Here is a 14,092-nt window from a genome sequence, read left to right as displayed (position 1 = left end):
TTTCGCCGTGCTCACGGCACCTGCATGCCCAAAACCAAAGGACCCCTGCCATGAACAGCTCCTCCGGACAACGCCGCCTGGTCGTCGCGGCCCTGACCGCCCTGGCCGTCACGGCCGGCGCGACCGCCTGTTCCTCCGGTTCGGGCAGCGCCGGTTCCAAGGACACCGACAGCGGCACGTACACCGTCTGGGACCCCTATCCGCAGTTCGCCAAGAGCTCGGCCTGGGTGAAGCTCCTCGACCAGTGCGGCGCCAAGGCCGGCGTGAAGGTCAAGCGGACCGGGTTCGACACCAGCGACCTGGCCAACAAGACGCTGCTGGCCGCGCAGCAGGGCAACGCGCCGGACGTCCTCGTCGTCGACAACCCGGTGGTCTCCACCCTCGCCGACGGGGGCGTCCTCACCTCGACTGCCGACACCAAGCTGGACACCTCGAAGGTCGACGCCAACCTGCTCGCCGCGGGGCAGTCGGGCGGCAAGACGTACGGCACACCGATCGGCGCCAACACCCTTGCCCTCTACTACAACAAGAAGGTCCTTCAGCAGGCCGGAGTGGACATCGCCTCGGTCAAGGACTGGCCGTCACTGACGGCCGCCCTCGCGAAGGTAAAGAAGGCGGGCAAGAAGGGCATCACGTTCTCGGCGATCGGCACGGAGGAGGGCAGCTTCCAGTTCCTGCCGTGGTTCTGGGGCGCGGGCGCGAAGCTGACCCAACTCGACTCCCCCCAGGCCGAGTCGGCGCTCTCCTTGTGGAAGGACTGGCTGAAGGACGGCTACGCCCCGAACTCCGTACTGAACAACACGCAGACCACCAGCTGGCAGGAGTTCGCGAGCGGCGACTACGCCTTCGGCGAAAACGGCACCTGGCAGCTCGCGAACGCCAAGAAGGCCGGCCTCGACTACGGCGTGCTGCCGATCCCCGCCGCCATGGGCGGCGCCGCCGCGGCACCGACCGGCGGCGAGTTCGTGACGATCCCCGTCCAGCAGAACACCGATCGCTACGCCACCTCGAAGAAGCTGGCGGCCTGCCTGACCAGCACCACCAACATCTACGCCACCGACACCACCCTGTCCTACGTGGCGCCGACGAGCGAGGTCCAGGACAAACAGGTCGCTGACAACGCCGAGTTGAAGCCGTGGGTCGCCGCGGTCAAGGCGGCCAAGGGCCGCACCAGTGACGACCTGGGCACCAAGTACCCCAAGATCTCCGAGCAGCTGTGGAAGGCAGTGCAGTCCGCTCTCAGCGGGTCCAAGTCGCCGAAGGACGCGTTGAGTTCGGCGCAGGGCGCGGTCAAGTGACATGACGCCGATGAAGCAGACCACACATCCGCCGGACCTCCCCCGGCCCACGCCCGTCCCCGCCGAGCCGGCCCCCACTCCCCCGCCCCGAGCCGAGAAGCGACGACGGCCCGCCTCCACCCAGTGGGCCGCCTGGGCGTTCCTCGCCCCGGTGACCGCCTACCTCGTCCTCTTCTACGCGTATCCGCTCTACCGCAACCTCGACCTGAGCCTGCGCAACTACACCGTCCGCTCCTTCGTCCAGGGCGACGCACCGTTCACGGGCCTGAAGAACTACCACACCGTCCTCGACGACCCGACCTTCGCCCCGGCCCTGCTCCACACCGCCGTCTTCACTTTCGTGTGCCTGGCCTTCCAGTACGCGATCGGGCTGGCCCTCGCGGTCTTCTTCAACCAGCACTTCCGGCTCGCCGCGACCCTGCGGGCCCTGTTCCTCGTACCATGGCTGCTGCCGCTGATCGTGTCGGCGTCGACGTGGTCGTGGATGCTCAACAGCGACTCGGGGATCGTGAACGCCGCCCTGCACGCCGTCGGTGTCGACCCGGTCAACTGGCTCACGTCGCCGTCCTGGTCGCTGACTTCGGTGATCATCGCGAACATCTGGATCGGTGTCCCGTTCAACCTGGTCGTGCTCTACAGCGGCCTGCAGTCCATCCCTTCCGGCCTGTACGAGGCCGCCGCGCTCGACGGGGCGAACGCCTGGCAGCGGTTCTGGCGCATCACCTTCCCGCTTCTTCGCCCGGTGTCCGCGATCACGCTGCTGCTGGGCCTGATCTACACGCTCAAGGTCCTCGACATCATCTGGATCATGACCAAGGGCGGCCCGGCGGACGCGTCCACCACCTTCGCCACCTGGTCCTACCAACTCGGCTTCGGCAACATGCTGCCCGCCTTCGGGCCGGGAGCCGCCGTCGGCAACCTGCTCGTGGTCGCGGCCCTGGTCTTCGGCCTGGTCTACATCCGGGTCCAGCGGCGACAGGAGGCGTTGTCGTGAGCCGAACTCACGTGCGTACAAAGACCACTTGGTTCAAGACCACGATCGGCGTCGTCCTGACCGCCGTCATGCTCTTCCCCGTCTACTGGATGCTGAACGTGTCTCTCACCCGGGACACGGACATGCGCAAGAGCCCGCCCGAACTGCTCCCGCTGCACGGCACCCTGACCGGCTACCGCACCGTCCTGGACGAGCAACTGCCGTACCTGGGAACGAGTTTGGTCGTCGGCCTGGGGGCCGTCGCCCTGACCGTGGCGCTGGCCGCGCCCGCCGGGTACGCGCTGGCCAAGCTGCGCCCGCGCGGCGGCCGCGTCCTGAGCTTCGTGCTGCTGACCGCCCAGATGATCCCCGGCATCATCATGGCGATGGGCTTCTACGCCATCTACCTCCAGCTCGGGCTGCTCAGGACCGTGCCGGGGCTGATCGTCGCCGACTCCACCCTGGCCGTTCCCTTCGCGGTGCTCATCTTCACCGCGTTCATGTCCGGCATCCCCGGCGAACTCCTCCAGGCCGCGCGGACCGACGGCGCGGGCCCGCTGCGCACGTTCTGGTCGATCGTCATGCCGATGAGCCGCAACGCCGTGGTCACCGTGTCGCTCTTCGCGTTCCTGTGGTCCTGGTCCGACTTCGTGTTCGCCAGCACCCTTTCCAACGGCGGCGCCCACGAGCCGATCACGCTCGGCATCTACCACTACATCGGCAACAACAACCAGCAGTGGAACGCCATCATGGCCACCGCCGTCCTGGCCTCGCTGCCCGCGGCCGTCATCCTCGTCCTCGCCCAGCGCTACGTCGCCGCCGGTGTCACCGCCGGCGCGGTCAAGGACTGATCTCCCCTTCGCCATGGCCCCTCGTCGCCGTGGTCACCCCCTGCCCGAGAAACGAGTGACACCACATGACCGCCGCCCGTCCCGGCCCGGCCTTCTCCGTCCACGACATCCCGTTCAGCACGTACGGGTCCTGGTTCGACCTCTCCCCCGTGGTGGCGGAGAAGACTCACGCCGACGACCTCCACCTCGTCTCGCACCAGAACGGCATGCACGCCGTCCTGCGCCTGATGCCTCTCGACCCCGCGACGGGCGACCGGGCGGAGACCCGCGTGGAGGCGACCCCGGGCCTGCTGAGCTGGCTCGGCGCCGCAGGCCGCGTCGACCTCGCCTACCAGTCACCGGACACCGTGCGGCTGCGCGGCGAAGGGCTGCGTCTTCACCTCGCGGCGGCAGTAGGGACGTTGACCCCGTTCAGCGGAATCTACTTCTTCCACGACGCCGCCGCCGACGCGCACGTCTTCACGTCGTACGAGACCGGGCGCCGCTACCGCGTCACCGTGCTGTCCGGCACGGTCGCCGTCTTCGGCAGCCAGAGCCTGGGCGTCGCCGAGCGCGGACTGACCATCGGCTCCGAGGGGGACGGGCCCTGGGAGATCGCGGTCGAGGAGATCGACACGGCCCGCCCTCGGTACGTGGCGTCGGCCGCCTTCACCAAGATCGTCGAGGCGGCGCAGAACGCCTTCACGGACTTCGCCGACACGGTGGCTCCGTGGCGCTCGGCCGCCACGCCCGCGGCCGAACTCGCCACCTACGTCCTGTGGTCCGCGACCGTACGCCCCGCCTCTCTGGTCACCCGGCCCGCCGTGCTCATGTCCAAGCACTGGATGGACAAGGTCTGGAGCTGGGACCACTGCTTCAACGCCCTTGCCCTGGCGCCCGGTTGCCCCGAACTGGCATGGGACCAGTACCACCTGCCCTTCGACCACCAGGACGAGACGGGGGCGCTGCCCGACTCGGTCACGCACTCCGAAGTCCTGCGCAACTTCGTCAAGCCGCCCATTCACGGGTGGACGCTCGGGCACCTTCGACGCCGCCTGACCATGTCCCTCGGACAGGACGAACTGGCCGCCACGTACGATCGGTTGGAGCGCTGGACGAACTTCTGGCTCACTGCCCGCCGCGCACCCGGCGCCGCACTCCCCCACTACCAGCACGGCAACGACAGCGGCTGGGACAACGCCACCGCCTTCGACCCGGAACGCGTCGTCGTCACCGCCGACCTGGCCGCTTTCCTCGCCATGCAGATGCGTGAACTGGCCGCCCTTGCCCAGGACTTGGGCCGTTCGGACGGCGCCGAGCGCTGGGCGAGCGCCGCCGAGGAGATCCAGACGGCGATGCTCGACCAGCTGTGGCGCGAAGACCGCTTCGTCACCCAGGGCGTCGACAGCGGCGAGACCTGGTCCAGCGCCAGCCTCCTCGACCTGATGCCCATCGTGGTCGGCGAACACCTCCCGGCCCGGATCAGCAACGTACTGGCCGCCCGCATCGAGGCCCATCTCACCCCGCACGGCCTGGCCACCGAATGCCCCTCCTCGCCGCACTACCTGTCCGACGGCTACTGGCGCGGGCCCATCTGGGCCCCCGCCACGGTCCTCGTCGAGGACGGGCTGCGCCGCGCCGGGCACCTCCGGCTCGCGGACGACATCAGCGCCCGCTTCCGCACCCTTTGCGAGACCCACGGCTTCGCGGAGAACTTTGACGCCCTCACCGGGACCGGGCTGCGCGACCGCGCGTACACCTGGACCGCCGCCGCCTATCTCCTGCTCGCCGCAGCACACGTACACAGGGAATCCCACTGAACAGTCGGGCCGGGACGGAGCCCTCAGTGCGACCTTGTATCCGCCCTCCGGTGTGGGCGCGGCGGTGAAGGTGCCGTGGAGCAGCTCGGCGCGCTCGCGCAGGCCGATCAGGCCCTGACGGGAGCTGGGCAGGGCTACGGCCGGGCGGGTGGGCGCCGTGTTGGTGACGGTGACGGTGAAGTAGTGGGCGTCGTGCCACAGGTGTACCTCGGCGCGGGCTCCGGGGGCGTGCTTGCGTACGTTGGTGAGGGCTTCCTGGACCGTGCGGTAGAGGGTGCGTTGGGCGGTCGTGCCAATGTCGGTCGGGAGCTCGCCGGTCAGGGTCGCCTCGATGCCGCTGTTGGCGATCAGCTGCTGGAGATCGGCGAGGGTGGGCTGGGGGGTGAGCTCGGTTTCCTTGCCGCCGGAGGCGCGCAGCAGCGTGACCATGTGGCGGAGTTCGTCGAGGGTATTCACGCTCAGGGAGCGGATCGTGCGGGCCGCGTCGCGGGCGTCGGGTTCCTTGGCGGCGACCTGGAGTGCTCCGGCCTGCACGGCGATGAGGCTGACCTGTTGGGAGACGACGTCGTGCATCTCCCGGGCCAGTTGGGCGCGTTCGCGGACGAGGACGGTCTGGGCGTACATGGCGCGTTCGTGTTCGCGGGCCTCCTCGACCTCGGCGAGCTGGCGCGCCACGTCGTGGCGGGCCTGCACGAGTTGACCGAACAGGACCGGGGCGAAGGCTGTGGCCAGCATGTAGGCGAACTGGATGAGGGTCCAGGTCCGGTCGCCGGAGAACGTGGCGGACAGGAGCCAGGCGAGGGTGCCCGCCACCGCGTTCGAGCATTTTGGTGAGGAATCCGCACCCGATCAGGAAGCCGCTCGCGCACAGCCACCAGGTCGCGGCCCGGCCCTCGGCCTGCAGCGCACGGGTGAGCGCGTACGCCACCGACACCAGCAGCAGGACCAGCAGCGTATCCGGGTTGTTGTCCCGGTTGATGGCCACGGTGATGGGCGTCAGGGTGAGCACCAGCGCCGCGATCAGCGCCGCCCCCTCGCCCGCCCAGCGGCGCACGGTGCGGTGCAGCACCAGCACCCCGGCCACGCCTTCGAGCACCTGCGGCAGGATCAGCGCCCAGCCGTGCATCCCGAAGATCTTGCTGCTGATCACCTGCGGCCACAGCGCGGCCGGCGACTTGTCGACCGTGACCACGCCCGCCGGATCGAAGGAGCCGAGGAGCAAGTTGGTCCACTTCTTCCCCATCGACTTCACTGCCGCCGAGTAGTAGCTGTTGCCCCACCCCAGGGAGCCCAGTGCCCAGCCGTACAGGACGGCCGCGAGCACGAGGACGGCTCCGAGCGCCGCGGGTGCCGCCCAGGCAGGCAGCGCCCGGACGGACGTATTCGTGCGCCTCTCGTCGTGTGCCGATGCCGCCGGTGCGGGCCTGATGTGCGCGTGGTTACTCATGTCGGGATTCGCTCTCATCAACGGGTACGGCTACGGGGGGCGGCGAAGACAGCCAGCCGCAGCACGGCGAAGCGCACGCAGGTGACGGCCACGGACGCGGTGCCGAGGACCGCGGTCTCCGCGGCCGGTGAGGCACTGGGATCCAGCCACTTGAACCACAGCACCGCCGCGGACGTGACCAGATAGCCGAAGACGAACAGACCCCCGGCACCGAGGTGCGCACGTGCGGGCGCGGTGGTGGAGTGCGGGAAGGTGAGGCGTCGGTTCGCCTCGGTGTTGAGGAGGGTGAGGACGCACAGCGTGACCAGGTTGGCGACGGCCGGAGACCACCAGCCGCGCAGCAGCCATTACAGCAGGGCCTGTCCGGCCGTGGAGACGACACCGATCGCGAGGAAACAGCCGACCTCCCACGACAGCACACCGCGTCCGATGGAGGGGGCTAGGACGGCGTCGGGGTGTTCGGCGGCCGGCTCGGGGCGCGGCCGCACCTCGACCCGGGCGTCGCCGGACGCCTTGAGCCGCGCCATGCGCCACAGGCCCCGCAGGTCTTCCTTGGCGGTGCTCGCCATATCCCCCCGGGTGTCGACGTCCTCGACCCAGTCGACCGGGACCTCATGAATACGCAGTCCGTTGTGCTCGGCGAGCAGGAGCAGTTCGGTGTCGAAAAACCATGCGTCGTCCCGGGTCACCTTCAGCAGCGGCCGGAGTACCTCCGTACGGGCCGCCTTGAATCCGCACTGGGCGTCGGTGAAGCGGACTCCGTGGGTGAGCCGGATGATGCCGTTGTAGCAGCGGGAGATGAACTCGCGGCGCGGCCCGCGCACCGTGCGTGCGCCGGGAGCCAGCCGGGAGCCGATCGCGAGGTCCGAGTGGCCGCTGGCCAGGGGCGCGATCAGCGGGAGCAGTCCGTCGAGGCCGGTGGAGAGGTCCACGTCCATGTACGCCACGATGTCCGCGTCGCTGGCGCCCCAGACGGTGCGCAGCGCGAGTCCGCGGCCCTTGCGGTCCAGGTGGACGACGCCGACGCCGGGCAACTCGTCCGAGAGGCGGCGGGCCGTGGCGAGGGTTTCGTCGGTGCTGGCGTTGTCGGCGACGGTGATCCGCCAGGGGAACGGGAAGCCCTGGGACAGGCGGGCATGGAGCGTGCGCAGGCACCCGGGCAGGGCTCGTTCCTCGCTGTAAACCGGAACGACGATGTCCACCGTCGCGGTACCGGCGTGCGGGAGAAGCGAACGTTCGACGGGCTGGAAGGGGGCGGGACGCTCCATGCGGGCGGCGAGTTCGGTGAGGTGGGGGGTGAGAGTCATGGCTTCCTCAGGCATGAGGGGACGGCAGACTGCGGCTCAGGGGCCCTGGTCCAGGGCCGCGGCCTCACAGTTGCCGCCCCGCCTGTGAGAGCGGGGGGAGAATACCGAGAACTGACGGAAAGTCAGGTCAATGGCCAAAGTGCTCCCACGGCTCACCAGGAGCACGACCGCACCAGGGGGTTCCGTAGTTCGCTGACGCCCTTGATCGAACCCGACCACTTCGGTTCACATCCGCAGAACTACGTCGGGCCGCGGCGTGACGACGATGCTGCGATGACGGTGGCGAGGCGCATAGGAGACCTCCTCCAGACGGTGGCGCTCACCAGTCTCGGCGTCGGCCCTTTCCGCCAGCCGTCGCCCGACGCGATCAACGCCCTGACGTCCGAGTACGGCAGCAGCACGCCGTGCTTCTTCTCGCAGACGCACGGCGGGCGTGCGGTCTCGCCCCGGTCGGACGGCGGGCCCTTTCCAACCTCTGGGCGCTGGCCGCGAGTTGGACGATTCCGTGGAACGACGAACCTGCTGGTAGACGGGCTCTCGACCAAGATCGCCCGTGCCGCCAGGAGCTTCGTGTGCTTGTTTACCCGTCGTCGACCGACCTGTCCAGCCGCACCCTGAGGTACCTGACCGGGCGCCTCGTCGCCCGGAGACGGGAGATCGGAACACGGTGGAGAAGACTGGCGGCCGGACGCCAGGCCCTGCTTGCCCTGGCCACCCTTGCCCCGGACCTGACCGAGGCGATGACGACGGCCTCGGTGAAGGCGTTCGCGATCCTGGACGGCACCCTGCTGCCGATCGACCGGGTGGCCGCCGACACCCCGCACCACTCCGGGAAACATAAGCGCCACGGCATGAACGTCCAGGTCCTCACCGACCGTTCGGCCGGCTGCTGTGGGAATACGCGGCGCTGCCCGGCTCGACCCACGGAATCATCGACGCGCCCACCGAGGCGGGAGTGAAGTGCTGGGCAGACAAGGCGTACCAGGGCGCCGGCGGTCCGTCCGAGTCCCGTTCCGGGGCCGCCGCCTCAAGCGATGGAAGCGACGGCACCACACGCCAAGATCCGCTGCATCGGCGAGCGGGCCATGGCCACCCTGAAAGGCTGGCGCCTGCTCCAGGGGCTGCCGGTTCGGCGCTGCTGCCGCGGCAGGGTCCCCGCTCAGCTGGGATTCCAGTACAGGATGAACCACGTCGTATCCGAAGGGCCCATGGCTGTCAGGGACGTTATGCGAGGTCCGCAGCGGGCTCGGCGCCCTCGGCCGGTGTCGGCACAATGTGAGCGGGCTCCATCTTTGTCGCGCGTGCGAGGAGTTCGGCGCGGGTGATGGCGCCGGTGCGCGTGCTGGGGACGGTGCAGGCATGGGCCCCGGCGATGGAGCCGTACCGTGCGCAGCGCAGCGGGTCCTCGCCGTTCAGCCAGCCGAGCAGGAAAGCGGAGGCGAAGGCGTCGCCGGCGCCGTTGGAGTCCACGACCGGCGCGGGAGGCGTGACGGCGGGAACGTGTGTCCAGGGAGGCTTGCGATGCCGCCGAGCGTGCCGACGATCGCTGAACTCATGGGCGGATGCTCACGATCCGCCGTGCACCTTGAAATGCGGGACCAGTACGGAACCGCCGCTGAGGCCGACGACTTCCGGTCATGGATGGAAACCGGCCGCCTCGACACCGACCCGGGCTCCTCGGACTGGGCGCCCTGGGGCAGCCTCGTCTCGCAAACCGTCGCACGCGGCGTCTCGGTACGGCGCGCCCGCATCGTGTCCGAGCCGGTCACCGACTACATCCGCTACGAGCACGCCTCGACCGTCGTCAACGTGCATGCGGGCGAAGAGGTGCGCTGGCTTCCACGCCGACGCGCCTCGGACATCGCGCTGCCCGGAAATGACTTCTGGCTGTTTGACGACCAAGTGATCCGGTGGGGCTACTTCTCCGGTAACGGGGCCGTGGCCGGCCACGAGATCTCCGAGGACGCGGGTGCCGCGAAGCTGTGCGCCGAGGCGTTCGACGCTGTCTGGCGCCGCGCAACCCCTCACGACCTCTACCAGATCCGCTGATCAGAAAGCACCGGCAGCCAGCCCATGCCCGCCTCCCCTTCCTCATCTGCCCAGGCCGCGCGTGAAGCCGTCGCCCATCGGCTACGCGACCTCCGTAAGGAGGCTGGCTTGACGGTCGTGCAGTTGGCTGCCGCATGCAGCTGGCACTACTCCAAGACGTCGCGTATCGAGAATGCCCTCACTGGGCCCTCAACGACCGATATCCGCCTGTGGTGCGCCGCCGTCCGTGCGGAGGACCAGGCGCAGGACCTCGTCATCCAGTCCGTCAACGCCGAGTCGATGTACCGGCAGTGGCGCGACCAGGTTCGCACCGGACTGCGGCACATCCAAGAGAGCCGCACGCGGACCTTCCGCGACACGGAATGCTTCCGCATGTACTCCTCAAGCCTCGTGCCCGGCCTGCTCCAGACGGGGGTCTACGCGCTCGCCGTCCTCGGCATGGCAGCGAACATTCACCACCTGCCCGAGGACGACAGCGCGGAGGCCGCGCACGCCAGGATCGAGCGCTCGCACATCGTCCACGAACAAGGGCACCACTTCGTCGTGGTGATTGAAGAACCGGTGCTGTACTGCCAGGTAGCCGACCCGGCGGCTATGGCCGCGCAGCTCGGCTACCTCCTCACCGCGGGCGCACTGCCTGCTGTCTCCCTAGGCATCATCCCGATGGCGGCCCGACGTTCACACTGGCCCGAAGAGACGTTCCACATCTACGACAACCAGCTCGTCTCGGTCGAGCTTGTGTCCGCCGAGGTGAACGTGACGCAGCCCGGCGAGATCGCACAGTATCTGGAGACCTTCGAGCAGTTGCGCAGCATGGCCGTCTATGACGCGGACGCGCGAGGCTTGATCGTGAAGGCCATTGACGCGCTGGGCTGACCGTGTGGCTTCGCTCTTGGGCCTCGTGTGGTGGCTAGCTCAGAGTGTGAGCGCGAACCGGCGGCAGACATGGATGCACGCGAACTCGCTCCTCAGCTGCTGTTCTTCGTCGAGGCTGGCGTGCAGGAAGGCAGCCATAGGTTTCAGGCCCTGCCGACGACTTCCTACGGCACGGTCCAGTTGAGTCATTACCAAGAGTTGTGGATTGACGCTTGAGCTTCAGAGCATGACCCGACCGCGGAGGATGACGCGGCTGGGGTGGGCCAGAGCGGAAGCGTCGAGCGTGGGGTCGGAGTCGTAGGCGACGAGATCCGCGGGGGCTCCGTCGACCAAGCCGGGCAGGCCAAGGTAGGAGCGGGCCGACCATGAGGCCGCGCCCAGCGCCGCCTCGGGCGACAGACCCGCACGGACCAGCCATTCGACCTCTGAGGTAACGGTGCCGCACGGGAAGCTGTCGGTGCCGGCCAGGATGGTGACACCGGCCTCGTGTGCGGCCCTCACGTTGGGCAGCATCGCGTGCCATCCGGCCAGCCACCAGTCCCGGCCGGCGCTCGGTTGGGCGGCCCGCCGTCGGTCGGCTCCGGAGCCGAAGACGCTGAGCGTGGGGACGAACGCGGTGCCTTGATCCGCCATCCGATCGATCAGGCTCGGGTCCAGGTGCATGCCGTGCTCCAGGCTGTCGACTCCGGCCAGGACGGCGTTGCGACTGCCCTCGCTGGTCTGGCAGTGAGCGGCCACCCGGCCGCCGATCGTGTGCACGGCCTGGACGACAGCAGTGAGGATGTCCAGCGGCAGTGCGGGTTCGTCATGCCTCCAGTCCCCGATGACCTTGCACCAACCCGAGGACGCGGTGGCCTCCTCCACGGCTGCGTGGACCAGGTCGGCCTCGCTCACGTCTCTTCCGAAGCCGGGGAAGAAACGGCCCGGGGTGGCCAGCCAGCGTCCGGCCGAGCGGACGCGCGGCATGTCCGGGTCTTCGTCCACCCAGTCGGGGATGCGGGCTGCGGACCCAGGCGTGCGTACCAGCAGCACTCCGGCGTCGCGGTGATCGGTCAGGTGCCGCCGAAGCGTCGCGTCGCTGAACGGGGTCTCGATGTTTTCGGTGCCGGGATGGGTATGTGCATCGACCAGGCCGGGCAGCAGCCAGCCGCCGTCAATGACGAGGTCAGCATCCGGGGCAACCCCGGCCCTCAGCTGGTCGCCATCGACCCAGAAGGATCGCTCCTCCCGCTCGGGCAATACGAGGCCGCGCACTTGCAGCACCACCAGTGGCCTCCCCAGGAACTCGCCTGCGCGTTGGTCGATCTCGCTGATCCTATGGGGGACCGCGGCAGGAGAACCTCGGCATCAAGCAGCCGCATCGTCAGTCCGCTCTACGAGGACTCCGCGCTCGAATCTCGCTCCGGCTCGCAAGAGGGCGACGAGATGAGGTGCGTTCACCGCCCGCGACCGCTGCTGGTTGGACTCGACGACTCGCCTCGACCTGCCACAAGATCAATGATCAGAACGCTCGCTGTCAGACTTGCACGCGGGGTCCGCCACGAACCGGTTCAGCCGATAGGTGGTCGGCTGCCCCAGGCGGCCACACAGCGTGTCGATCCGAATCATTGACCCGTCGATTCGTGCCTCCCGAAGGCGGCGCAGGTGGCCGCGCAACTCCGCCTTGTCCCGAGTCTCAAGGATCACTTCCCACCGTCCCACGTCCGGCGCAGTACGAGCAGCAAGCCGCCGCCTCTCGGCCTCTTGCCGCCGCTTCCTCTTCCCCTGTCCTGGCACCGGCCCAGAATGGCTGGTCGGCGCCGGGGCAACAAGACAATTGAACCGAGCACACGTCCCCGCTCAGTGATCATTTGTCAGACAGGCCCTAGCTTGATCTTTAACGTGCGGCGTCGAATGGTCCGTCGAACTTGATCACTCGGTTTGGTATCTGCCGGACATGAAGGCGGCCTTCGTCTGAACATGTGCTCCGACCAAGGAACACACACATTCAGCACGAAGGCCGTGAGGATGAGTCTGCTGCATCACGACGCCCGGCGAGAGTCGCTCGCACAACTGTCATGCTTCCGGGGCGAGTTCTATGCCTGCCTGACCTCCCGTTCGGACGTGTTGTTCGAGCTGGCTGATGCTGTTCTGTGCGGCGACGGGCCGGTGAGGTCGCTGGCCGAACTGTCGTTGGTGGGTGAACACCGCCGCGGCCATGGAGGGCTCTACGCAGCCATGGCCCGTGGACGCATCGATGACGGCCGGCTGCGGCGGGCACTGGCAGAGGTGCCACTGCCGCGGTCTGCCGACGGCCGGCTGGTCCTGGCGATCGATGTCACCTGCTGGCTGCGGCCCGACGCCCACACCTCACCCGAGCGGATTTTGTGTCACACCTATGGCCGGGGCAAGGACCAGCACATCCCGGTCCCCGGCTGGCCCTACTCGATCGTCTGCGCGCTCGAGCCGGGCCGTAGCTCATGGACGGCGCCGCTGGACGCGCTGCGTCTGAAGCCTGGCGACGACACCGCAACCGTCACCGCCCGGCAACTGCGCGATCTGCTGCAGCGACTCATCGCAGCAGGGCAGTGGCAGGCGGGCGACCCCGACATCCTCATCGTCGCGGACGCCGGATACGACGCGCCCCGCCTCGGCTTCCTCCTGGGTGACCTGCCGGTCCAGGTGCTGGCCAGGATGCGATCCGACCGCGTCCTGCGCAGAGCGGTCCCACCACGGCTGCCACACACTCAGGGCCGACCGCCCCGGCACGGCGGCGAGTTCGTCTTCGGACAGCCCAACACCTGGAGCATCCCGGACACCGAAACCATCACCGACACCCGCCTCTACGGCACTGCCAGGGCCCGGTCCTGGAACCGGCTGCACCCCAAGCTGACCCACCGTTCTTCCTGGGCAGCCGCAGACGGCACCCTCCCGATCGTGGAAGGAACGGTGATCCGCCTGGACATCGGCCATCTGCCCAGCGGAGCAACACCCAAGCCGGTCTGGCTGTGGTGGTCAGACACCGATGCCACCCCGGACGACGCCGACCGCCTCTGGCAGGCATATCTCCGGCGCTTCGACATCGAGCACACCTTCCGCCTGTTCAAACAGACCCTCGGCTGGACCTCCCCAAAGCTCCGCACCCCCGAGGCAGCCGACCGATGGACCTGGCTGATCCTCGCTGCCTACACCCAACTGCGGCTCGCCCGCCCACTCGCAGCCGACCGGCGCCGTCCCTGGGAGAAACCCACCCCGCCGGACAGACTCACCCCCGCCCGAGTCCGCCGCGACTTCCGGCACATCCGCCCGCAATCGGCCTGTCCAGCCCAAGCACCGAAACCTTCGCGCCCTGGCCCCGGACGGCCGCCGGGCCAAAAGAACACACGACCCACACCCCGCCACGACGTGCATACACCCCGCAAAACAGCGGCAGCGAAAAAGAGAACGACGAAGTCAACCACCCCACGACCACGCCGCACAGGTTAAAGATCAAGCTAGTAGGACTCCGTTAGG

General features: G+C 68.6%; 11 protein-coding genes and 4 pseudogenes. 9 read left to right on the top strand and 6 right to left on the bottom strand.

Annotated features, from left to right (window positions below; all coding sequences use genetic code 11):
• Positions 1-50: 50 nt before the first annotated feature.
• From OG698_RS46865 to OG698_RS46850, 4 genes are all read left to right on the top strand, one after another.
• Positions 51-1,298 carry an extracellular solute-binding protein gene (locus tag OG698_RS46865; RefSeq protein ID WP_406110495.1) on the top strand — a complete coding sequence of 416 codons (1,248 nt, stop codon included), beginning with the start codon at positions 51-53 and terminating at the stop codon, positions 1,296-1,298.
• Between the two features lie 10 nt (positions 1,299-1,308).
• The gene (locus OG698_RS46860) at positions 1,309-2,292 is read left to right on the top strand and encodes a carbohydrate ABC transporter permease (protein ID WP_406110493.1); all 984 of its coding nucleotides are present in this window, start codon (positions 1,309-1,311) and stop codon (positions 2,290-2,292) included.
• A 68-nt stretch (positions 2,293-2,360) separates the two neighbouring features.
• The gene (locus OG698_RS46855) at positions 2,361-3,122 is read left to right on the top strand and encodes a carbohydrate ABC transporter permease (protein ID WP_406111692.1); all 762 of its coding nucleotides are present in this window, start codon (positions 2,361-2,363) and stop codon (positions 3,120-3,122) included.
• A 65-nt stretch (positions 3,123-3,187) separates the two neighbouring features.
• The gene (locus tag OG698_RS46850) at positions 3,188-4,921 is read left to right on the top strand and encodes an amylo-alpha-1,6-glucosidase (RefSeq protein ID WP_406110491.1); all 1,734 of its coding nucleotides are present in this window, start codon (positions 3,188-3,190) and stop codon (positions 4,919-4,921) included.
• Between the two features lie 3 nt (positions 4,922-4,924).
• Here OG698_RS46850 and OG698_RS46845 read toward each other — a convergent pair.
• The 4 genes and pseudogenes from OG698_RS46845 to OG698_RS46830 form a co-directional block, all read right to left on the bottom strand.
• A pseudogene (locus OG698_RS46845) lies at positions 4,925-5,740 on the bottom strand (sensor histidine kinase); the annotation flags it as partial.
• A 61-nt stretch (positions 5,741-5,801) separates the two neighbouring features.
• Positions 5,802-6,047 (bottom strand): annotated as a pseudogene (locus OG698_RS46840) (glycosyltransferase family 39 protein); the annotation flags it as partial.
• Between the two features lie 338 nt (positions 6,048-6,385).
• Positions 6,386-6,532 carry a hypothetical protein gene (locus OG698_RS46835; protein ID WP_406110489.1) on the bottom strand — a complete coding sequence of 49 codons (147 nt, stop codon included), beginning with the start codon at positions 6,530-6,532 and terminating at the stop codon, positions 6,386-6,388.
• Positions 6,533-6,715: 183 nt separating this feature from the next.
• Positions 6,716-7,675, bottom strand: coding sequence for a glycosyltransferase (locus OG698_RS46830; RefSeq protein ID WP_406110487.1), 960 nt, complete (start codon positions 7,673-7,675; stop codon positions 6,716-6,718).
• 572 nt (positions 7,676-8,247) lie between these two features.
• Here OG698_RS46830 and OG698_RS46825 point away from each other — a divergent pair.
• Positions 8,248-8,829: pseudogene (locus OG698_RS46825) on the top strand (transposase family protein); the annotation flags it as partial.
• A 70-nt stretch (positions 8,830-8,899) separates the two neighbouring features.
• Here the strand turns inward: OG698_RS46825 and OG698_RS46820 are convergent.
• Positions 8,900-9,181, bottom strand: a pseudogene (locus OG698_RS46820) (PfkB family carbohydrate kinase); the annotation flags it as partial.
• A gap of 15 nt (positions 9,182-9,196) precedes the next feature.
• Between OG698_RS46820 and OG698_RS46815 the strand changes: the two are divergent.
• The 3 genes from OG698_RS46815 (at position 9,197) to OG698_RS46805 (ending at position 10,816) form a co-directional block, all read left to right on the top strand.
• Positions 9,197-9,724 carry a DUF6879 family protein gene (locus OG698_RS46815; RefSeq protein WP_406110485.1) on the top strand — a complete coding sequence of 176 codons (528 nt, stop codon included), beginning with the start codon at positions 9,197-9,199 and terminating at the stop codon, positions 9,722-9,724.
• A 24-nt stretch (positions 9,725-9,748) separates the two neighbouring features.
• On the top strand, positions 9,749-10,600 hold the full coding sequence (locus OG698_RS46810; protein WP_406110483.1) for a helix-turn-helix domain-containing protein: 852 nt from the start codon (positions 9,749-9,751) through the stop codon (positions 10,598-10,600).
• A gap of 69 nt (positions 10,601-10,669) precedes the next feature.
• Positions 10,670-10,816 (top strand): hypothetical protein, encoded by a 147-nt coding sequence (locus OG698_RS46805; RefSeq protein ID WP_406110481.1) that lies wholly within the window; start codon positions 10,670-10,672, stop codon positions 10,814-10,816.
• Positions 10,817-10,819: 3 nt separating this feature from the next.
• On the opposite strand, the gene OG698_RS46800 is transcribed toward OG698_RS46805, so the two are convergent.
• Positions 10,820-11,866 carry an amidohydrolase family protein gene (locus OG698_RS46800; RefSeq protein WP_406110479.1) on the bottom strand — a complete coding sequence of 349 codons (1,047 nt, stop codon included), beginning with the start codon at positions 11,864-11,866 and terminating at the stop codon, positions 10,820-10,822.
• Positions 11,867-12,607: 741 nt separating this feature from the next.
• Here OG698_RS46800 and OG698_RS46795 point away from each other — a divergent pair.
• A complete protein-coding gene (locus OG698_RS46795; RefSeq protein WP_405651394.1) occupies positions 12,608-14,065 on the top strand; it encodes an NF041680 family putative transposase in 1,458 nt (485 codons plus the stop codon).
• Positions 14,066-14,092 lie beyond the last annotated feature (27 nt).

The sequence above is a fragment of the Streptomyces sp. NBC_01003 genome (assembly GCF_045162695.1).
GTDB lineage: Bacteria > Actinomycetota > Actinomycetes > Streptomycetales > Streptomycetaceae > Streptomyces.
This window is presented reverse-complemented; position numbering and strand designations above follow the sequence as displayed.